This is a genomic window from uncultured Abiotrophia sp. (assembly GCF_938010525.1).
Classification (GTDB): Bacteria; Bacillota; Bacilli; order Lactobacillales; family Aerococcaceae; genus Abiotrophia.
The window spans coordinates 52,087-74,386 of the sequence record NZ_CALLVK010000017.1; the positions used below are offsets into that span (position 1 = coordinate 52,087).

At 45.2% G+C, this 22,300-nt stretch carries 18 protein-coding genes and 1 pseudogene; all 19 read left to right on the forward strand.

Annotated elements, in window-relative coordinates:
* The first annotated feature begins 17 nt into the window (after positions 1–17).
* Positions 18–785 carry a Stp1/IreP family PP2C-type Ser/Thr phosphatase gene (locus tag Q0339_RS03375; protein ID WP_298077393.1) on the forward strand — a complete coding sequence of 256 codons (768 nt, stop codon included), beginning with the start codon at positions 18–20 and terminating at the stop codon, positions 783–785.
* Positions 776–2,755: a Stk1 family PASTA domain-containing Ser/Thr kinase gene (gene pknB / locus Q0339_RS03380; RefSeq protein ID WP_298077394.1), complete on the forward strand. Its 1,980-nt coding sequence runs from the start codon at positions 776–778 to the stop codon at positions 2,753–2,755. Before Q0339_RS03375 ends, pknB begins: the two co-directional genes overlap by 10 nt.
* Positions 2,756–2,892: 137 nt before the next feature.
* Positions 2,893–3,846 carry a ribosome small subunit-dependent GTPase A gene (gene rsgA, locus Q0339_RS03385; RefSeq protein WP_298077395.1) on the forward strand — a complete coding sequence of 318 codons (954 nt, stop codon included), beginning with the start codon at positions 2,893–2,895 and terminating at the stop codon, positions 3,844–3,846.
* Between the two features lie 12 nt (positions 3,847–3,858).
* Entirely contained in the window at positions 3,859–4,506 is a 648-nt protein-coding gene (gene rpe, locus Q0339_RS03390; protein WP_298077396.1) for a ribulose-phosphate 3-epimerase, read from the forward strand.
* Positions 4,507–4,534: 28 nt separating this feature from the next.
* Positions 4,535–5,209 (forward strand): thiamine diphosphokinase, encoded by a 675-nt coding sequence (locus Q0339_RS03395; RefSeq protein WP_298077397.1) that lies wholly within the window; start codon positions 4,535–4,537, stop codon positions 5,207–5,209.
* Between the two features lie 113 nt (positions 5,210–5,322).
* On the forward strand, positions 5,323–5,511 hold the full coding sequence (rpmB, locus tag Q0339_RS03400; protein ID WP_023390775.1) for a 50S ribosomal protein L28: 189 nt from the start codon (positions 5,323–5,325) through the stop codon (positions 5,509–5,511).
* 174 nt (positions 5,512–5,685) lie between these two features.
* Positions 5,686–6,042, forward strand: a complete 357-nt coding sequence (locus Q0339_RS03405; RefSeq protein WP_070755469.1) for an Asp23/Gls24 family envelope stress response protein — start codon at positions 5,686–5,688, stop codon at positions 6,040–6,042.
* Between the two features lie 33 nt (positions 6,043–6,075).
* Positions 6,076–7,749, forward strand: coding sequence for a DAK2 domain-containing protein (locus Q0339_RS03410; protein WP_298077398.1), 1,674 nt, complete (start codon positions 6,076–6,078; stop codon positions 7,747–7,749).
* Positions 7,750–7,887: 138 nt separating this feature from the next.
* Positions 7,888–9,924: an ATP-dependent DNA helicase RecG gene (recG, locus tag Q0339_RS03415; protein WP_298077399.1), complete on the forward strand. Its 2,037-nt coding sequence runs from the start codon at positions 7,888–7,890 to the stop codon at positions 9,922–9,924.
* A gap of 129 nt (positions 9,925–10,053) precedes the next feature.
* Positions 10,054–11,073 (forward strand): phosphate acyltransferase PlsX, encoded by a 1,020-nt coding sequence (gene plsX, locus Q0339_RS03420; protein ID WP_298077400.1) that lies wholly within the window; start codon positions 10,054–10,056, stop codon positions 11,071–11,073.
* Between the two features lie 480 nt (positions 11,074–11,553).
* On the forward strand, positions 11,554–11,796 hold the full coding sequence (acpP, locus tag Q0339_RS03425) for an acyl carrier protein (protein WP_298077401.1): 243 nt from the start codon (positions 11,554–11,556) through the stop codon (positions 11,794–11,796).
* Positions 11,797–11,896: 100 nt separating this feature from the next.
* The gene (locus Q0339_RS03430; protein WP_070755474.1) at positions 11,897–12,907 is read left to right on the forward strand and encodes an ABC transporter ATP-binding protein; all 1,011 of its coding nucleotides are present in this window, start codon (positions 11,897–11,899) and stop codon (positions 12,905–12,907) included.
* Complete coding sequence (locus tag Q0339_RS03435) at positions 12,907–13,866, forward strand: ATP-binding cassette domain-containing protein (protein ID WP_298077403.1); 960 nt, start codon at positions 12,907–12,909, stop codon at positions 13,864–13,866. The genes Q0339_RS03430 and Q0339_RS03435 overlap by 1 nt, the downstream gene beginning before the upstream one ends.
* A gap of 1 nt (position 13,867) precedes the next feature.
* Complete coding sequence (gene opp4B / locus Q0339_RS03440; RefSeq protein WP_298077404.1) at positions 13,868–14,830, forward strand: oligopeptide ABC transporter permease; 963 nt, start codon at positions 13,868–13,870, stop codon at positions 14,828–14,830.
* Positions 14,831–14,843: 13 nt separating this feature from the next.
* Entirely contained in the window at positions 14,844–15,779 is a 936-nt protein-coding gene (locus Q0339_RS03445; protein ID WP_298077406.1) for an ABC transporter permease, read from the forward strand.
* A gap of 193 nt (positions 15,780–15,972) precedes the next feature.
* A complete protein-coding gene (locus tag Q0339_RS03450; protein ID WP_298077408.1) occupies positions 15,973–17,619 on the forward strand; it encodes a peptide ABC transporter substrate-binding protein in 1,647 nt (548 codons plus the stop codon).
* Between the two features lie 205 nt (positions 17,620–17,824).
* Positions 17,825–19,570: an oligopeptide ABC transporter substrate-binding protein gene (locus Q0339_RS03455; RefSeq protein WP_298077410.1), complete on the forward strand. Its 1,746-nt coding sequence runs from the start codon at positions 17,825–17,827 to the stop codon at positions 19,568–19,570.
* Between the two features lie 273 nt (positions 19,571–19,843).
* Positions 19,844–21,595: an oligopeptide ABC transporter substrate-binding protein gene (locus Q0339_RS03460; protein WP_298077411.1), complete on the forward strand. Its 1,752-nt coding sequence runs from the start codon at positions 19,844–19,846 to the stop codon at positions 21,593–21,595.
* A gap of 269 nt (positions 21,596–21,864) precedes the next feature.
* A pseudogene (locus Q0339_RS03465) lies at positions 21,865–22,300 on the forward strand (oligopeptide ABC transporter substrate-binding protein); the annotation flags it as partial.

Consider the following 22,300-nt stretch of genomic DNA (forward strand, 5'->3'; position numbering starts at 1 on the left):
GAAACAGAGGTGACTAAATGAAACTTGCACTATGTTCCAATATCGGTAAACGTCGAACAACCAACCAGGATTATGCGGATTATTTTCTTAATGATTTTGGACAATTCCTGCTCATCCTCTGTGACGGGGTAGGGGGGCATTTGGGTGGCGACGTGGCCAGTCAACGTACCACTCAATATATTGGGCAGTATTTCCAAGATTTGAACCAGGCCTTAGCACCTGAACAGGTGTCAGCTTGGATTGAAGGGACTTTAAAGCTAGTCAACCAGCAAATTTATCAAGAAGCCCAAGCCGATAAGAACTTGAACGGCATGGGGACTACCATTGTCTTGGCCTTGATTGTCGATGGCACCATTTATTTAGGCCATGTAGGGGATAGTCGCGCTTATATTTACAAGGAAGGTAAGCTCCAGCAATATACTGAGGATCATTCCTTGGTTAATGAATTGATTCGGGCCGGGGAAATTACCTTGGAAGAATCCTATCTGCATCCCCATCGTAATGCCGTCACCCAATCCATTGGTTTGACGCATCCACTTGAGGTAGCCATTCAGACCGTACCAAGCCAGGAGGCTGAAATGTTGCTCCTATGCTCTGATGGCTTGACCAATATGGTGTCACCTCAAGCCTTGGAAGAGCTCTTCCAGTCATCGCGCCAAGAGGCAGATTTTGCCCAACAATTAATTGCAGCAGCTAACGAAGCCGGAGGCATGGATAATATTTCCGTTATTATTGCTTCAGACTTAAGCACAGAAAACTTAGAGGAGGTATCTGAATGGAAATAGGCGATAAATTATCAGGCAGATACCTGCTGACAGACTTTATCGGTCAGGGTGGGATGGCCAATGTTTTCCTAGCCCAAGACTTAATCTTAGAAAGACAAGTAGCTGTTAAAGTTCTGCGTTTTGACTTCCAAGACAACCAGGATGCCATCCGTCGCTTCCAACGTGAAGCTATGTCGGCTAGCCAATTGTTACACCGCAACATCGTCGAAATCTATGATGTCGAGGAAAAAGAAGATCAGCAATACATCGTTATGGAGTATGTGGATGGGACGGATCTTAAGACTTATATTCGCCAAAATGCACCCCTATCTTTAGAACTAGTGGTGCTCATTATGAGTCAGATCCTGTCGGCTATTGAAGTGGCTCATAAGAACCAAATTATTCACCGGGATATTAAGCCTCAGAATATTTTGATTACCAAGACGGGCGCTATTAAGATTACCGACTTTGGGATTGCCATTGCCCTGTCGGATACTTCTATTACTCAGACTAATACGCTCTTGGGTTCAGTTCATTACCTATCACCTGAGCAAGCGCGTGGTAGCAATGCGACTGTTAAGTCAGATATCTACGCCCTAGGGGTTGTTCTCTATGAATTGATTACTGGCTCTGTGCCATTTGATGGCGAATCGGCTGTTTCGGTGGCCCTCAAGCACTTCCAGGAAGAATTCCCACGTATCCGTGACAAGATGGACTATGTGCCACAAAGCTTGGAAAACGTAGTCCTCAAGGCTACCGCTAAGGACCCAGCTAATCGCTACGATTCTGTTCACAGTATGTTAGCGGACCTATCGACGGCGCTCAATGCTAGCCGCATGAATGAGCCGGTCTTTGTCCCCAATGCTAGTGGTCAGGCGCGAGTTCAAATGAAGCCTATTAAGCCAGTCAAAACACCGGTTGCGGCTCCAATTGAAGCGCCAGAACCCATCGATTATGATGCCTATCAACGCATTGACGAGGTGGCACCTTTGGATAAGCCGCGTCGTAAACGGCGGATTGCGGCCTGGCTCTTGGCTATCATCAGTCTCTTAGTCATTTGCGGCGGCGTCTATATCGCCTATACGCGCTTGACCGAGTATACTTCTGTGCCGGAAGTAGCCAAGCTCAGCAAGGATGAGGCGGTACAGAAAATTCAAGCAGCCAATCTACAAGTAGGAGCCATTAAGCAGACTTGGAGTGACAGTATTCCTCAGGGTCAGGTGATTAAATCAACACCAGGCTCAGGCGCTCGGATTCGTAAGGCTTCAACGGTCGATTTAGAAATCAGTAACGGGAAAGAACAGGTTGAAATTGGCAACTATGTCGGTCAAGATTATGAATCGGTTCGCTCCCAACTAACAGCAGCCAACTTTATTGTAGAGCGTCGTGACTTTGCTTCTACGCCAGAGAATAATGGGAAGATTTTAGCCCAAAGTGTGGAGCCAGGTTCCAAGGTAGTGCCAAGCAATACCTCCCTAGTCTTCACCGTAGGGAAGGTGGCAGAGTCCACCACCATGCAGGATTTCAACAACTTGCCATTGGAAATGGTGCAAAACTTCGCGGAAGCTAACGGATTGACGGTTGACGTCAGCGAAGACTATGACAATGACATTCCTAAAGGGCGTGTCATCAGCCAAAGTCCTAAGTATGGCGTTGCCCTGAGTCAAGGCAATACCATCAAGGTTACCGTTTCTAAAGGCCGTAAAGAAGAGAAAGTTCTGACGGCAGTTCAACGGGTAAATATTGAGTACGTGCCAAAATATGCTAGCACGGACGTCAACCAACGTAACCCATTGCCAAATAAGATTCAGGTCTTCATTGGCGATAGCCGCAACAATATTAATACGCTGGCCCAAGAATTTGAGATTTCAGAATCTCGTAGCATCGAGATTCTACTCTATATTATGGAAGGCGGCGTTGGTCAGTACCGCGTCATGCGGGATGGCGAAGTCATTGCAGAGAGCAATGAAGTTTATCCAAATGATAATTAACCCTAAGAGGCTAGAAATTTCTAGCCTCTTTTTGATAGCAGAGTCGGACTGATAGTCTGGAAAGTTTGGTCAGCCAGAACTGACAAGGCGCTTAAAATATGGTACCATTAAATCAGTAAGAAGCAGAGGGTGACAGTATGGCAGAAGACAAAGTAATCATCAAAGAAGGCATTATTTCCCAGTCTCTCAGTGGCTTTTATTCGGTGCGGTCTGAGGGCCAAACCTATGTGACCAAGCCCAGAGGAAATTTCCGCCACCAACAGCTTAAGCCCTTGGTGGGGGACCATGTCACCTTTGAATGGGAGGAAGGCCTAGACCCAAAGGCCGACCAGGCCCTAGGTCGCTTGATTGAGGTTCTGCCTCGTCGTAATCAATTCGTTAGACCAAGTGTGGTCAATGTGGATGATGCGCTGGTGGTCATGTCGCTAGTCGAACCTGACTTCTCCTATTCCCTAGTCGACCAATTTCTAGCCTCTGTGACTTCCCATGGCATTGAGCCCCATCTGATTCTGACCAAATACGACTTACTGCTTGCTCAAGAAGGAGCCGACCAAGCCCAAAGCCGTGTCGCCCAGATTCAGGCCGTTTATGAGGCCGCCGGCTATACGGTAACCGTCATGGATCCTGAATCGGATGCATTAGCTAATCTCAGTCAACTCTTGCACCAAGGTCTTTACGTGGTGATGGGCCAGTCTGGGGTTGGCAAGTCTACCTTGCTCAACCAGCTCCTACCCCAAGTTGACATTGAAACCGGTGAAATTAGTCAGTATCTGGGGCGTGGGCGCCATACCACACGTGAAGTGACCCTCTATCCCTTGAATCAGGCTTTGATTGCTGACACGCCAGGCTTTTCGGCCCTAGATTTCGAGCAGATTGAGAAAGAGCAAGTAAGCCAACTCTTCCCAGAAATTCAAGAGCTCAGCCAAGAATGTCGTTTCCGTTCCTGTCTCCATTTGGAAGAACCGGGTTGTGCGGTTAAGCAAGCATTAGAAGCGGGGAGCTTAGCTGCTAGTCGCTATCAATCCTATTGTCAATTAGTCCAAAAAATTGATCAACGTAAACCCCAATACCATCTCAAAAAACGTCGTTAAGGAGGAAACTTTATGTATATTGCACCTTCCATGTTGAGTGCCGATTTTAATAAGCTAGCTCAATCCATCCGAATGGTTGAAGAGGCTGGGGCTGACTATCTACACATTGATATTATGGATGGGGACTTTGTACCCAACATTTCCTTTGGACCTATGCTCTATCAAGGCTTGCGCGCTCAATCTAAACTAGTTTTTGATGTTCACATGATGGTGACCAATCCCGAACGCTATGTGGACCAAGTGGTCAAAGCAGGCGCAGATGTGGTGACCGTTCACGTAGAGGCGACGCCTCATATTCATCGTGCCTTGCAGTTAATCAAGGCAGCAGGGGCAAAGGCAGGAGTTGTCATTAATCCCGGTACACCAGTTTCGGCCATTGAAGCTGTCTTAGGCCAAGTAGACCAAGTCTTAGTCATGACAGTTAATCCAGGTTTTGGTGGTCAAGCCTTTATCCCTGAGACCTTAGACAAAGTCCGTCAATTAGCTGCTTTGCGCCAAAAACAAGGCTATAGCTACCTAATCGAAGTTGACGGTGGGGTCAATGACAAGACGGCTGCTGACTGTCTAGCGGCTGGCGCAGATATCCTAGTAGCAGGTTCTTACGTCTTCGGGCATTCAGATCCAGCCCAAGCGATTCAGACGCTCAAAGACTTAGCATAGGCAGAATAGGAAGTAGGGGGCAGTCTAAGTGACGACAGCATGTGTCATTGTCTGTGGGGGTGGACCTAATCCAGCCCTTGATCAGATTGAAAATTTAATCCAAGCCTATGACCAAGTCTATTTTGTAGGGGCTGACCGTGGAGCCCTAAGATTAGTCAGAGCAGGTTATGTGCTTGATGTGGCCTTGGGCGACTTTGATTCGGTGTCAGAAGCAGAGCGCCAAGTCATTGAGGCGCACAGTCAGGAACTTCAAGCCTTTCCTAGCGAGAAGGACGATACCGATGGTCATTTGGCCTTGGGCATGGCCATGACCCGCTGGCCGGAGGCAGATTATGTGGCGCTTGGCTTCCTAGGCGAAAGGGGCGGGCGGCTGGACCATTTCTTAGCTAATATTTGGCTGGTCCATCAGCCACGCTTTCAAGCAGGTCTGTCTCGTCTTAGCTTACTGGAGGCTCACCACAAGGTGCGTTTCTTAGAGCCTGGCCACCATGTCTTGGCCTATGAGCCCTGTCTCTACCTGTCCGTCATTAGCCTGACACCAGTACAAGGTCTGACCATTCAAGGCGCCAAGTACACCTTGCCAGCAACCGATTTTGCTAGCCCTCAATCCCTGATTAGCAATGAATACAAAGCCAGTCAGGAGCCTGTGGAAATTGCCTTTGAGTCGGGTTTGGTCATGATTTTCTGGGTCAATCAAGTGTAAAAACCGAAAAAATCCCCCTCAAAGACTTGTCAAATGAGGGAAAATATGATAAATTAGTTCAGTATGATAAAGCAGAGACATTAAGCTCCTGCAGCGAAAAGGAGGAAACAAGAATGGCTAAAGAATGTTATTTCACTGGGCGTAAAGCTCGTTCTGGTAACACTCGTTCAAAAGCGATGAACAAAACAAAACGTCGTTTCGGCGCTAACTTACAAAAAGTACGCATCTTAGTGGATGGCGAACCTAAGAAAGTTTGGGTTTCTGCTCGTGCTTTAAAATCAGGTAAAGTAGAACGCGTTTAATAGCGATGATCCCAGTCCCATGGATTGGGGCTTTTTTTTGACTAAGACCTCCTCTGTCTAGACAAGTATAGAAGACAGGCCCTCAGTTTGGAATGGTCTTTATCTTAATGAGTGCACAATCAAGCATTTTATGCTAAAATAGATATGATATATTAGATGTGAGGAGGAAATCGCATGACAATCAAAATCCAAACACCCAATGGACAAGTGTCCCTAACTCAAGATGTGATTTCAACAGTTGTCGGCACTGCCGTTACAGATAACTACGGTGTGGTCGGAATGGTAAGTAAGAACTTCTTCCGTGATAACTTAATTGAGATTCTAGGACAAGAGAATTACTCCAAAGGGGTTGTCATCACCCAACGTGGGGATGATGTTCTCGTGGATGTCTACATCTTAGTGTCTTACGGGACTAAAATCTCAGTTATCTGCCAAAACATTCAACAAGCCGTGAAATACAGTGTTGAACAATTGCTGGGCTTTGAAGTCAGCTATGTCAATGTTCACGTACAAGGCGTAAAAATTGATTAAGTCAACCGTATAAAACGGTAAGGAGGATAAAAATTGGAATTGAAACAATTAACGGCAAAAGAGTTTGTGCCTATGGTTGTAGCCGGAGCGGAGCGCTTAACATCCAATGTCGAATTAATTAACTCACTCAACGTATTCCCTGTGCCAGATGGCGATACCGGGACTAACATGAACATGACCTTCGTTTCTGGGGCGGAAAACCTCAAATCCAGTCAAGCTAGTCACGTCGGTGAATTAGCTGGCGCCTTAGCTAAGGGCCTTTTGATGGGGGCGCGTGGTAACTCTGGGGTTATCTTATCTCAGATTTTCCGTGGTTTCTCACAAGCTATTAAGGAAGAAGAAGTCTTAGATGCTAAACATTTTGCCCAAGCCTTCTTAGGTGGGGTAGAATCAGCCTATAAGGCAGTTATGAAACCTGTCGAAGGGACTATTTTGACTGTTGCCCGTGAATCTGCTTTGCGCGGTGAGAAGGCAGCTGAGAAAACCGATAACATTATTGAAGTCATGAAAGCCATTGTTGAAGGCGCCCAATTGGCCCTAGACAAAACACCTGAATTATTGCCAGTCTTGAAACAAGTTGGCGTAGTCGACTCTGGTGGTAAAGGCTTGCTCTGCGTCTATGAAGGTTTCTTGTCATCCTTGACAGGAGAGACCGTAGTAGAAGTTAAAGCTCCTACTGCAGCTCCTGGCCACTCTCACGCTATGTTCGAAGATGGCAATGAGCCACCAATGGCCTTAGAAGATATTACCTTTGGTTACTGTACAGAAATTATGGTTCGCATTGGCCAAGGCCCAACAGTTGAGAAGGCCTTTGACTATGAAGCCTTCCGTAGCACTCTCAACACCAAAGGGGACTCCCTCTTGGTCGTAGCCGACGATGAAATCGTCAAGGTTCACATCCATACTGAAAACCCAGGCGAAATTATGCAATTGGGTCAAGAATTTGGGGAACTGATCAAAATCAAAGTCGACAACATGCGTGAACAAGTCCGTGGCTTAGAAGCGGAAGAACATGCTATGAAGGAAGCACCAGCAGAGGCTGCACCAAAAGTTCCTTATGCTATTATTGCGGTAGCAGCAGGTGAAGGTGTGGGCCAACTCTTTACTGACCTAGGGGTTGCCAAAGTCTTGGCCGGTGGTCAAACCATGAACCCTTCAACAGAAGACTTCGTTAAAGCTATTGAAGCAGTTAATGCTGAACAAATCATCCTCTTGCCTAACAACAAGAACATCATCATGGCGGCTCAACAAGCAGCCCAAGTTGCGGAAGTACCAACCGTTGTGGTGCCTACTACTACGATTCCTCAAGGGATTACAGCTATGATGGCCTTCGATGCTAGCCTGGATTTAGAAGCCAATGGGGCTCAAATGAATGAGTCACGTGATTTCGTCCAATCTGGTCAAATTACTTACTCCATTCGTGACACTGAGATTGATGGCGTGTCCATCAAGAAGGATGACTACCTAGGCTTAGTCAACAACAAGATTGTCTTGTCCTTGCCTGATTTGAAGGATGCCCTCTTGGCAACCTTAGAATCCATGGTGGATGAAGATTCTGAGTTGGCGACCATTATTGTCGGGGAAGAAGGGACTACTGAATTAGCCGATGAAGTGGCTGAACGCTTAACTGACAAATTCAATGACTTAGAAGTCGAAATCGTTCAAGGTGATCAACCTGTATACCACTACATGATGTCAGTGGAATAATTAAAATAGTTAAGAGACTAAGGCTCATGCCTTGGTCTTTTTCTTTGTTCAGGTGAACTTGGGCCCAACTTGAATAGTCGCTATCTGGCTATGAAAATGTTATAATAATGAGACAGACAAGTAGAAAGGAGGGGGCTTATGGGACTTAATTGGTTAGATAGCATTGATCATCTCAAGGGAGTAGGACCGGCGCGCGTCAAGCTCTTCCAACAGGTAGGCGTCTCTACTGTCCGCGACCTCATGTTTCACTTTCCCTTCCGCTTTGAGTCGGTAGCCGTGCGCCCTTTGGCGACCATCCTAGATCAGGAGAAGGTCACCCTTAAAGGAAAGGTCGTGACGCCACCGGTGGTAGCCTACTTCGGTGGCAAGAAGAGCCGGGTTTCTTTCAAGCTGGCGGTCAATGACCACGAAATTATCAACGTCTCTTTCTTCAACCAACCCTATCTTAAGCAAGCCATTCAGTTGGGGCAGGAACGGGCTATTTACGGCAAATGGCAATCCAATCGTCAGACTCTCTTAGGTATGAAGCTGATTCAAGTGGCTCAGGAAGGCCAGGAATTTGCGCCAGTCTACCATGCTACTAAGGGCCTTAAGCAAAGCGCCATTGTAGCTAGTATTGCCGCTTCCTTCAACCAGTATCAAGAGGCCATCCCAGAAGTCTTGCCCCAGTACCTCAACGACCAGTATCGGCTCTTAGATTTGCCTTTGGCTCTCTATGCCATGCATTTCCCGGCTGATCAAGAACAGCATCATCAGGCTACACGGAAAATTATCTATCAGGAGTTTTTCCTCTATCAATGGCGTCTGCAGGTGGCTCTCAAGCAGCACGAAACAGAGCCAGGGCTTCAGATTCATTATGACAATGACCAGCTTAAGACTTGGATTAGTCACTTACCTTATGAGCTAACTCATGCTCAGAAGCAGGTAGTCAATGAAATTTGTCGCGACCTCATGGCCCAGCACCCTATGCGGCGCATGGTGCAAGGAGATGTGGGGAGTGGGAAAACCCTGGTAGCCTTTCTGGCTATTCTAGCCAGCGTAAGCGGTGGCTTCCAGTCAGCTCTTATGGCGCCGACTGAGATTCTAGCCAAACAGCATGCCCAGTCCTTCAACCAGCTTTTTGCCTCTATGGGCTTGGAAGCCGCTCTCCTGACCAGTGCTATGACAGCCAAGGCCAAGCAAGCCGTCTTAGACGGCTTGGCTAATGGGCAGATTCAGGTGGTCATCGGGACTCATGCCTTGATTCAAGAAACGGTCCAATTCAAGCAACTGGGCTTGGTCATCATTGACGAACAACACCGCTTTGGGGTAGGCCAGCGTCAAGCCCTAGTAGATAAAAATGACAAAATAGCTGTCAACCTACTTCAAATGACGGCAACGCCTATTCCACGCTCCCTAGCTATGACTCTCTATGGAGAGATGCACGTCTCCACCATCGATCAGTTACCTAAGGGCCGTCAGCCCATTACGACACGCTGGCTCAAGGAAGATCAATTAGAGGAACTAGAAGACCATGTGGCCCAAGAATTAGCGGCCGGACACCAGGTCTACTATGTTCTCCCTCTGATCGAAAGTTCCGAACACTTGGAACAGATAGAAAACGTGCTAGAGGTGGCCGACCGCTTGGCCGACCGCTTCCCAAACTTTAAGGTCGACGTCTTACACGGCCAACTCAATAAGGAAGAGCAAGAGGCCGTCATGGACCGCTTCAAGCAAAATCAGGTTCAGATTCTCGTGGCCACCACCATGGTGGAAGTTGGGGTCGACGTGCCCAATGCCACCATTATGGTGATTCAGTCAGCTGAGCGCTTTGGCTTGGCCCAGCTCCACCAGTTGCGTGGGCGAGTAGGGCGGAGTCAGCTAGCCAGCTACTGTTACCTAATCGGCAGTCCTACAACCGAGCAGGGCAAGGAGCGCCTTAAGATTATGGTGGACCACCAAGATGGTTTTCTGATTAGTCGTGAGGATTTGAAGATTCGCGGTATGGGGGACTTGATGGGACGCAGCCAAAGTGGTTTGCCTGAATTCCACTATGCTAATTTGATTGAAGACGAAAAAATCTTAACTGTTGCCCGCAAGGATGTTCAGGACTTACTCAAGCATCCAGAACGCCTATCGGAAGCCGAATGGCAGGCGCTTAATCAATGGAGTCAGACACAAGCCATTGAGGTCTAGCCCAAACTGCCAGATTCCAATCTAGGTTGACGGCTTGGCAGGGACTTGTTATGATGAAAGCACGAGAATTGGTATAGAAATTACCAAATATTGATAGATATGATTAGTTTATAAGGAGGAAGACAAGGAATGATTAGAATTGCAGTAGATGCCATGGGCGGGGATTTCGCGCCTGAATCAGCCGTAAAAGGGGTGAACCTTGCCATTGCAGCCTTTGATAACATCGAAGTGCTCTTATTTGGCGATCAAGATAAAATTCGCCCATATTTAGAAGCGACAGAGCGGGTCGAAATCATCCATACCCCAGAAAAAATCAATGGGGATGATGAGCCAGTGCGTGCTATTCGCAAGAAGAAGAATGCTTCCATGGTATTAGCAGCGCAAGCAGTCAAGGAAGGCCAAGCGGATGCCTTGCTGTCTGCAGGGAACACCGGGGCTCTCTTAGCCAGTGGCTTGCTGATTGTGGGTCGGATTAAGAATATTGATCGTCCAGGCCTTATGCCAGTCTTACCAACTGCTTCTAGTCAACATCCTTACTTGGTCTTGATGGATGCCGGTGCTAACGCTGACTGCAAGCCAGTCAATTTGTTACAATTTGCGGTTCTGGCCAACTTCTATGCCCAACGTGTCCTGGGCATTGCTCAGCCTAAGATTGGCCTACTTAACAATGGGACTGAAGCTACCAAGGGCAATGAATTATCTAAGGCGGCCTATGAACTCTTAGCTGCCGAGACTAGCCTTGACTTCTACGGCAACGTGGAGACTAAGACCTTGCTAGATGGCCCAGTTGATATCGTGGTCACCGATGGCTTTACCGGTAATGCCGTATTGAAGACTCTGGAAGGGACGTCTAAGACCCTCTTTAGTCTCATTAAATCCCAATTATTGGGTGGTGGACTGAAGGCTAAACTAGGAGCGCTCTTAGTCAAAGACGCCTTATCAGGCCTCCGCGACAACTTTGATGATACCAAACAGGGTGGGGCAGTCCTCTTAGGGGTTAAGGCGCCAGTCATCAAGGCCCACGGCTCTTCTAATGAAAAGGCTATCTTCAATGCCATTCGTCAGGCTCGCACGATTGTGGAATCTGGCATTATCCAGGAAGCAACTGACTACTTCGGTCAGGAAAAACCAGCTCAAACAGAAGAATAAGATTATTGGACCAGGCCTTGTTAGTCTGGTCTTTTTGCATGGGCAAAAGATGTTTGGGACCCATCAAATACTGAGAATTTTATTGATGGGTAAAGAAATTTAAAAGAAAAGATAGTGGGTAGTTTCGCTTAAATAGGGAATCCTATAATGCACCATCATCATCTTGTTTTTCAATATCCATAGCCCATTTCTGGTTAACCCATAATAGGCTATTTATCTTGAAAAACACGATTATTATATTGCCCTCTTGGTGACAGATTGATGGCAGATAGAAGGCAATTTCAGGCTTTATTAGGAATGATTTTCAAGATATCGCTTACTTAGTCGCGATCATGGGCAAAGTCTAAGCAAGTTTTGAGGGATAAATGAGAAGAATGAGAGATTTCATAATTTTCTCTGCTAAAACCATGGACAATTGGCTTAAAACTTAGTAAAATAAGGAAGTGTAGATTTTATGTCATATTGAACGGAGGTGTATGGATGCCCCAGACCCAAGAAGTTTTCCAAACAGTCCAGCGATTGATTGTTGAACGTTTTGGTTTAACTGAAGACAAGGTCACCAATGAGATGACCTTTGAAGATCTCGGTGCAGACTCAATTGACGTCTTCGAACTGATTATGGAGCTCGAGGACACCTTTAGTGTTCAATTTGAGGATAATCGTATTGAAGCCCTTAAGAATGTAGGCCAAGTGGTCACTTATATCGACCAGCTTACTCCCTAAGAACTGAAAAGACGATGAAGTCAGCACGCTCTATCTATGCAGTGCTACTTTTTTTACTTAGATGAAGACATAAAACATGATCACGAATGGAGGAACTAGAATGGATAACGAAAAAGTTATTCTAGATGTAAAGGACTTACACGTTGGATTCCGTGTTAAGGATACCTTCTACAATGCAGTAGACGGCGTTAGCTTTACCTTATCAAAGAATGAAAAATTAGCCATTGTTGGGGAGTCAGGCTGTGGGAAGTCAACTCTTGCCACTTCAATCATTGGTTTGCATAATCCTCGCAATACTAAGATTGAAGGCCAAATCAACTACCGTGGCGATAACTTAGTAGAATATACTGAGAATCAATATAACAAAATCCGTGGGAACGATATTGGGATGATCTTCCAAGACCCATTGGCATCGCTCAACCCATTGATGACCATCGCAGCCCAAATTGATGAAGCTCTCTACTACCACACCAAACTCAACAAGGAAGAACGTCAAAAGCGTGTCTTAGAGCTCTTGGATCAAGTAGGGATTGTTAACCCAGAGCGGACTGCTCGTCAGTACCCACACGAATTATCTGGGGGGATGCGTCAGCGGGTTATCATCGCCATTGCCTTGGCATGTAAGCCACCGATTATTATTGCCGATGAACCGACTACCGCTTTGGACGTAACTATTCAAGCGCAAATCTTGGACTTGATGAACGACATCCAGAAGGAGACCGAAGCAGGGATTATCCTCATTACTCACGACTTAGGGGTCGTAGCTGAGACCGCTGACCGCGTAGCCGTTATGTATGCGGGTCAATTCGTTGAGATTGCACCTGTTGAAGAACTCTTCAACAATCCGCAACATCCATATACACGTTCACTCTTGCGTTCAATTCCGCAAACCAGTGAATTAGAAGGTGGCTCTGATAAGCTTCACGTTATTCAAGGGGCGGTACCACCATTAACTAAGATGATTCGGACAGGCTGTCGTTTCGCGCCACGTATTCCTTGGATTGCGGAAGATGCCCACGAAGAGAACCCAGGTTTACACGAAGTGTCACCAGGTCACTTTGTCCGTTGTACTTGTTACAAACATTTCCATTTTGAAGGGGAGGAGAACTAATGGCTGAATTTATGCGCATTGAGGACCTAAAAGTCCACTATCCTATTCGGTCTGGTTTCCTGAACCGCGTGACCGATTATGTCTATGCTGTAGACGGCGTCAACTTGACCTTAGAAGAAGGGAAGACTTATGGCTTGGTTGGTGAATCAGGTTCTGGTAAGTCTACCATCGGGAAGGCCATCATTGGTTTAGAGAAGATTACCTCAGGGAAAATCTACTATGAGGGTGAAGAAGTCTCTAAAGCAGCGCGTCATCGCCGTTCTAACTACCGTCACAACGTGCAAATGATCTTCCAAGATTCCCTCTCTAGCTTCAACCCTAAACGTCGGATTACCGACATCTTAGGGGAGCCAATGCGAAACTTTCTCAGCTTAACGCCTGATGAAGAGAAGAAGCGCAAGCTGGAGCTCTTAGATATCGTAGGGTTATCGGAAGAAGCACTCTACAAGTACCCACATGAGTTTTCTGGTGGTCAACGTCAACGGATTGGGGTAGCACGTGCTGTAGCCCTCAACCCTAAATTGGTCATTGCCGATGAACCTGTTTCGGCCTTGGACTTGTCTGTTCAAGCCCAAGTTCTTAACTTCATGAAGCAGATTCAAGAAGAATATAATGTAAGTTATCTCTTCGTCTCACACGACTTAGGTGTCGTTAAGCATATGTGTGATGAGATTGCCATTATGTACCGTGGTCGTTTCACTGAGTATGGGACACGTGATGACATCTATAATGATCCACGTCATATTTATACCCGTCGCCTCTTATCAGCTATTCCAGAAATGAACCCTAATAACCGTGAGCAAAACAAACTCAATCGTTTACGGGTTGAGAAGGAATACCGTGAGAATGCGTCACTCTATTATGACGAAACTGGTCGTGTATATGACCTTAAACCAGTTTCTGAGACCCATTTTGCTGCTCTCAGAACGGTAGACACTGACAAAGGAGGTGAGCTCTAAAATGTGGAAAGCGATACTTAGACGTATGTTGCTGATGATTCCGCAACTTTTGGCGCTCAGCATCTTAGTTTTCTTCTTAGCAGAATTAATGCCAGGGGATGCCTTGACAGGCTTGATTGACCCTAAAATTTCGGCTGAGCAAATTGAAGCTATGCGGGAAAAATTAGGTTTGAACAAACCTGTTTGGGAACGTTATATTAATTGGATGGGCGGTATGCTCCAAGGTGACTTTGGACGTTCCTTTGCCCATAAGCAACCGACCCTATCCATTATTGGGGAACGGATTTGGCCGACAGTTTGGTTATCACTCTTGACAACGATTATCACCTATGCAATTGCTGTTCCTTTAGGGATTTTATCCGGTCGTTATAATGGGAGCTTCTTTGAAAGAGCGGTTAACTTCTATAACTTCTTTACCTATTCAATCCCAGTCTTCGTTTTAGCCTTGATGTTCTTGTGGCTATTTGGCTATACATTAGGTTGGTTCCCAACCCGTGGGACGGTAGCGTCTGGATTGCAGCCTGGTAGCTGGGATTACTTATTATCTCGAATTTATCACATGCTCTTGCCTGCTATCACCTTAGGGATTTTAAGTACCACTTCTACTATTCAGTGGTTACGATCAGGAATTGTGGATGCTAAGTCAGATGATTATGTCCGGACTGCCCGTGCCAAAGGGGTGCCTGAGCGGGTTATCTATAACAAGCATATCTTACGGAATGCTTTACTGCCAATCGCTGCCTTCTTTGGTTATGTCATTACAGGCCTTTTCAGTGGGGCAATGATTACAGAGCAAATCTTTACCTATCAAGGGATGGGGCAACTCTTCTTTAGTTCTGTAGTAGGCCGTGACTATAGCGTCATGATGACCTTGGTTCTCTTCTATGGTTTTATGACACTACTTGGTGGGCTCTTGTCCGATATCATTATGGTATTCGTAGATCCACGAGTACGTTTAGACTAGGAGGTGAGAGAGCATGACAAAAGATAAAAGCAAAGATTTAGAAAAAAATCAAAATAAAGATTCGCAGTCTCTCCCGCCAATGGGCTTTGAAGTCATTAAACGAGAATTCATGAAGGATAAGCTGGCTTTAATCTCACTTATTGTATTTGTTGGGATTCTGCTCTTCCTATATGTAGCGCCATTCTTCCTTAACTTAGAATCCGCTACTAAAGTTCAGATTTTCAATCGCTACATGGCACCAGGTTCGGTGACTGATACGGGTCATACCTACTTACTGGGTGCTGACGAAGGTGGGCGTGATGTTCTAGCCCAGTTAATTTTAGGTGGGCGTAACTCTGTCAGCATTGCCATGATTGTAACAGCCGCTACCATGATTATCGGTTTGGTAATTGGGGTCTTTGCTGGTTACTATGGTGGACGTGTTGATAACTGGGTGATGCGGATTGTCGACTTCTTCATGATTATTCCAGGCTTTATTATGATTATCACGTTGAACACCATCTTCAAGGTAAGTAATATCTATGGGCTTTCTGTAACTTTTATTATCATAGGATGGACTGGTTTTGCTCGTCTCTTTAGAACACGAACCTTAAGTGAAGCGTCTAAAGATTATATTAATGCTTCTAAGACCATGGGGACACATGATTGGAAGATTATGTTCAAGGAATTGCTACCTAACATTTCTTCTATTATCATTACCCAATTAGTCCTGGTTATGGCAGGTAATATTGGTTTAGAAACTAGTCTCTCATACCTAGGTTTCGGTTTGCCAATCGGGACACCTTCACTAGGGACCTTGATAGGGGCAGCTAAGACTGCGGATATTATCGAGAATAAACAATGGGTATGGCTGCCAGCCGCACTATTCATTCTCGTCTTAATGCTCTGCATTAACTATATTGGTCAAGCCTTGCAACGTTCAACGGATGCCCGTCAACGTTTAGGTTAATAGAAAAACTGAGCCTAAGGGCTCAGTTTTTTTGTGCTTAATTTTAAGTCTATGCTCCAAGGATAGGGGGATGGCATGATAAAGGCATATAGCCATTCGCTATAGTAGCTTATAGTAAAAGTATCTTTGACTATCACTAATAAAAGTCTTAAACTAGTCCCTAACATATCTTTAACCCTAAGGAGGTTGACTTATGACTAGCATCAAGACAATTTTTCGTTCCTTACTCGCGCTAGGACTTACGGCCAGCACGCTCCTAACAGCTCAGCAGTCCACGATATCAGCTCAAGAAGTAAGCCTTAGTCCTGCCATTGAACAAAAACTAAGTATCCCAGCCCCATCTGAGTTGGCCACCTTAGATTCTGGTCTCTACTCAGATATCGCCAGCATGGATGTCATCGGACAAGTTTTTGAAGGCCTCTATCGAATTAAGAATGCGAAAGAAGTGGAACTGGGACAGGCAGCTTCTGTTAAGGTCAGTGAGGATGGCTTAACCCACACCTTCACCTTGCGAGATGACATTTATTGGTCCAATGGTGATCCAGTTAAGGCACAAGACTTTGAGTTGGCCTTCCGGCGTCTAGCGGATCGTCAAGCTGGTACGAGCGTGACCTCGATTGAAATTCTTAAGAATGGGGCAGCTATCCGTAATGGTGACAAGCCTGTCGAAGAATTAGGAGTCAAGGCCCTTGATGATAAAACCCTGGAACTAACCTTGGAATATCCAGTGCCGGCCCTAGCTAAGATTCTAACAGGTTCACGCTATATGCCGATTAACAAGGCCTTCTTCCAAGAAAAAGGGGATAGCTATGGGACCACAGCAGAGAATGTGGTGACTAACGGGCCCTTTACGATTCAAGGATGGAATGGGACCAACCTAGAGTGGGACTTAGTTAAAAATCCTCAATACTGGGATGCCAGTCATGTTTATCTGACCCAGGTGCATCAACAAGTCATTAAAGAGAATTCGACCGGGGCAGATTTATTTGATAGTAATCAGTTGGACTTCACGACCTTGTCCGATCAATTTGTCCAAGAATACTCCGGTGCGCCAGACTTCCACAGTATTCCCAAAGCGACAATCGGTTATCTGAGTTTCAACACGACTCGTCCGACAACAGGCAATGCAGCTCTCCGTCGAGCTATTGCCCAGGCATTTGATAAGCAAGTCTACGCAGATTCTGTCATTCAGGACGGCTCTCAGCCACTCAACAACTTAGTGCCTAAATCTTTTGACGTCAATGAAGCAGGTGAGGATTATCAAGACAAGGCAGGTCCAATGTTGACTTACGATGTCCAAGCAGCACAGGCAGATTGGGCTAAGGCTAAGGAAGAACTAGGCCAAGAGACGATTGAGTTACAACTCTTAACATCAGACGTAGGCCTCTCCAAACGAACAGCAGAATTCCTCAAGGAAGAGCTAGAGAAGAATTTACCTGGTCTCAAGCTAAGCGTCCTTTCGGTGCCACTTAAGAACCGTCTGGAATTTCAACGTAAACTGGACTACGATATTTTCTATGGGACTTGGACACCTGAATATCAAGATGCTGTTAACTTTATTGAACAGTATAAGACAGGTGGGGGGACTAACTTCGCCAAATATGCTAACCCTGAATTTGATAAGTTAGTCGAATTAGCACGCAATGACTATGCCAAAGACCCTGCCAAGCGTCGCGAAACCTTAATTGAGGCAGAAAAAATCTTAGTCAAAGATGATGGCGTGGTCGCCCCTATTTATCAAGCGAGTGCAGCCTACTTACTTAAGCCAAAGGTTAAGCAATTTGAAGTACTGCCTTTTGGCCGCTCCAATAACTTACGCCCAGTTTACATTGACGAGTAAGGCAATGAAGACATACTGTTTTGATAAGCCTTAACGGTCTATTAAACGACTTGCTCAGATGCTGAGGAGACGAATTTGACCTAAATAAATTTTTCCCTACAAAAACATGAATATAAAGTGAGAAAATTATAATAAAACGCTTGCTATTCCGAGTTAAAAAGGGTAGAATAAGGTCATATAAAATATTATCCATTGGGGGTACAATATGAAAAAGTCTATGAAGAAGAGCTTAGCTTTAGTAGCTGCTGCTTTTACGGTAGCTGGTGCTTTTGCGCCAACCTTGGCCCATGCTGAAGGTGTTAAATTACCAGAAGTGGTAGATAATGAAGGCACACCAATCTCAGGTGGGACTTTGAAAGTTGCCTTGGTCGGGGACCCATTTGCAGGTGTCTTAAACCAACTCTACTATGAAACAGGTCCAGATGGAGATGTCGTTGAAAACTTTACAACTGGTTTATACAGTTTTGATGAGAACTTCGTCATTACTAATGATGGATTCGCTAAGTTGACCTTTGACAAGGACAACAAGAAAGTAACCATCAAAATCCCTGAAAATACTAAGTGGGATGATGGTGAACCATTGACGATCGATGACGTAATTTACCCTTACTATGTAGTAGGGCACAAGGACTACACAGGGATTCGTTATGGCGATGACTTTGAGAACGTTGTAGGGATGGCAGAATACCATGAAGGTAAGGCTGAAGAAATCTCAGGTCTTAAGCGTGTTGATGACTGGACCTTAGAAGTATCCTACAAGGAATTCCCAGCTGGTATGTTACAAGCAGGGGGCGGTGTTTCTCAATATATCGCACCTAAGCACGTTCTTGAGAAAATTCCAATTGCTGAACAAGAAGATTCAGATGCAGTTCGTAAGAACCCAGTAGGGAACGGTCCTTTCCGTGTTAAATCGGTTACACCAGGGGAATCTGTTACTTTCGAAGCCAACGAATACTACTACAAAGGCAAGCCGAAAGTAGATGGCATGCAATTAGATGTAGTCAACCCTTCAACTGCTGTTTCAGAAATGAAGGCAGGTAACTACGATATCGCTAAGTTGACTTCAGATGAATATCCTACTTATGCAGATGCGACTAACTTCAAGACCTTAGGTCACTGGCAAAACGCTATGAGCTACATCGGTTTCAAGATGGGTAAATGGAACGCTGATAAGAAGGAAGTCGAGTACGACCCAAGTCGCGTTGTCTCTAATAAAGCCCTCCGTCAAGCCATGGGTTACGCTGTTGACAATGACGCGATTGGTGAGAAGTTCTACAACGGTTTACGTACACGTGCTAATACCACTATTCCTCCTGTCTTTAAGGGCTACAATGACGGTTCTATCGAAGGTTACACCTACCAACCAGAAAAATCTAAACAAATCCTTGCAGATGCTGGGTTCGTTGACAAAGACGGTGACGGTTTCGTAGAAGATCCAAACGGTAAGAGCTTCACCCTTAAATTTGCTTCTATGCAAGGGGGAGCAACGGCTGAACCAATCGCTCAATACTACATCGACTCTTGGAAACAAGTAGGGATTAACGTTGAGCTTGTAGACGGTCACCTCATGGAATTTAACGCCTTCTACGACTTGCTCAAAAAAGATGGCGATGTCGATGTCTACCAAGCAGCCTTCGGGGTAGGTGGGGATCCAAACCCAATTAACTTGTTTGGCCGTAAGGCAGCCTTCAACTACACTCGTTGGGCAACTGAAGAGAACGACAAACTCTTGGATGCTTTAGGTTCTACTGAATCCTTCGACGAAGCATTCCGTAAGAAAGCCTTCACTGACTGGCAAAAATACTTCACTGAAGAAGCACCTGTTGTTCCAACTCTCTTCCGTCAAGACTTAGTATCAGTTAACAACCGTGTGAAACACTATGACTTCAAAGTGGGTTCAACATTTGACCTTTCTGAAGTTGAATTAACTGCTGATCAACCAGTTAAATAATTCAGATTAATGAAAAGAGACTAGGGCATTTGTCCTAGTCTCTTTTTCATCTGAGCAAATTGATAGGGGATTTAGCAAGAAAAATACAAAAAGAATTGATTAATTGAGAAATCGTTACCATATCCCTTATCAAGCCATTTAGCCAAGATTTAATATGAGTATATGATAAGCCTGAGATGAGAAAACGATGAAGAAATCTCTTGCTATTTTCTCAGTTATCAGTTATAGTATCCTTAATCGTATTGACTAAGCCAATATGAAGGAGGAAATCTTATGAAAAGTTGTATTAGCAAGTCCTTGACTGCATTGGTAGCAGGATTATCTGTGGTCGGCATGCTGAACCCTTGGGCAAGTGCTCAAGCTCAAGATGCTAATTTATCTACAGTAATCGATAATGAAGGGACACCGATTTCAGGTGGGACCCTCAAGTATGCCATGGTTGGGGATCCATTCTCAGGTGTTCTATCTCCACTCTACTCTGATAACGGCAAGGACTATGAAATTGTTTCGATGTTTTCTCCTAACTTGTTTGGGAATGACGCCAACTATAAGTTAGATGACTCTGGCTTTGGTAAAATCAAGTTCGACAAGGATAACAAGAAGGTAACCATCACCATTCCGCAAGGAACTAAATGGGATGATGGTGAGCCAATCACTATTGAGGATGTTATCTATCCTTACTATGTCATCGGTCATAAGGACTATACCGGTGTCCGTTACGGTTCTGACTTCCAAAATGTCGTAGGGATGGAAGAGTACCACGCAGGTACCACTGATACCATCTCTGGTTTGAAGAAGGTAGATGACTATACCTTGGAAGTAACCTATAAGGAATTCTCTAACTCCATGTTGCAAGCTTGGGGCGGGGTAAGTAACTATATGGTTCCTAAGCATGCCTATGAGAATATTCCAATTAAGGAACAGGTGGACAGTGATGTGGTGCGTAAGAAACCGGTTGGTTTTGGACCTTTCAAGGTTAAGTCCATTACGCCAGGTGAATCTGTCATCTTAGAAGCCAATGAATACTACTACAAGGGTAAACCTAAGATTGACAAAGTGCAAATGGATGTAGTCAACTCTTCAACCGCTGTCTCCGAGATGAAGGCCGGCAACTATGACATAGCTAGTCTACCTGCTGATTCTTACAGTACCTATAAGGATGCTACTAACTTCAAGACTATTGGACAAGTAGAGAATAGAGTTCAATATCTTGGTTTCCACTTAGGTAAATGGAATGCTGATAAGCAAGAAGTTGAAGTAGATGAAAGCAAGATTGTCAATAACAAGAGTCTGCGACAAGCCATGGGCTATGCTGTAGACAATGGCGCAATCGGTCAGCGTTTCTATGAAGGATTACGTTGGCAAGCCAACTCGCCAATTCCGCCAACCTTTAAGGATATTGCAGATAGCAGTCGTGAAGGCTATACCTACCAACCAGAAAAAGCCAAGCAAATCTTAGCCGATGCTGGGTTCGTAGACAAGGATGGCGACGGCTTTGTTGAAGATCCTAAGGGTAATCAATTTAGCCTCAAGTACTTGGCCATGTCAGGGACTGATGTAGCTGAGCCAATCGCCCAATATTATGTAGATTCTTGGAAGCAAGTCGGCATTAATGTCGAACTCTATGAAGGTCGCTTGCATGAGTTTAACTCCTTCTATGATTTCTTAGGGACGGATGCGGACATTGATGTCTTCTCAGCCTCTATGGGCTTTGGTGGGGATCCAAACCCTGCCTTTATGTTTGGCCGCAACGCCCAATTCAACTTTATGCGTTATGCTAGTGAACAGAATGATAGCTTGCTCAAGGACATCCGCTCTGATGCTTCCTTTGATGCGGATTACCGTAAGGAAGCCTTCAAGAAATGGCAAGATTTCATCATGGATGAAGTGCCAATGGTGCCAACTCTCTACAGTTACCAGTTAACGACATTCAACAACCGGATTAAGCACTATGATGCAACTCCAGGGGCTGACTTCGACTGGAACCAAGTAGAATTAACAGCAGATGAACCAATCAAAGAATAAGTGAACGAAAAGGCTGGGAATATCCCAGCCTTTCTTGTTTTGTCTAGCTAAGTGAGAGACGACTTCTCACCACAAAAAATAGAAGAACATTTAGTCTCTTTTGGAAATCGTTACCATATCTTTTATGAAGGGATTCATCAAAGGTTTAATATGAGGATATGATAAGTTGAAGATGAGAAAACAATGAAGAAACCTCTTGCTATTTTCTTATTTATCGGGTATAGTATCCTTAATCGTAATGACTAAGCCAATATGAAGGAGGAAATCTTATGAAAAGTCGTATTAGCAAATCCTTGACTGCATTGGTAGCGGGATTGTCTGTAGTTGGCGTGTTGGCCCCTTGGGCTAGTGCTCAGGCCCAAGATGCTAATTTATCTACAGTAATCGATAATGAAGGGACGCCAATCTCAGGTGGGGCCCTCAAGTATGCCATGGTTGGGGATCCATTCTCAGGTGTCTTATCTCCGCTCTACTCCGATAACGGCAAGGACTATGAAATTGTCGGCATGTTCTCACCCAACTTGTTCGGGAACGACGCCAACTATAAGTTAGACGACTCTGGCTTTGGTAAGATTAAGTTCGACAAAGATAACAAGAAGGTAACCATCACCATTCCGCAAGGAACCAAATGGGATGATGGCGAGCCAGTGACTATTGAGGATGTTATCTATCCTTACTATGTCATCGGTCATAAGGACTATACCG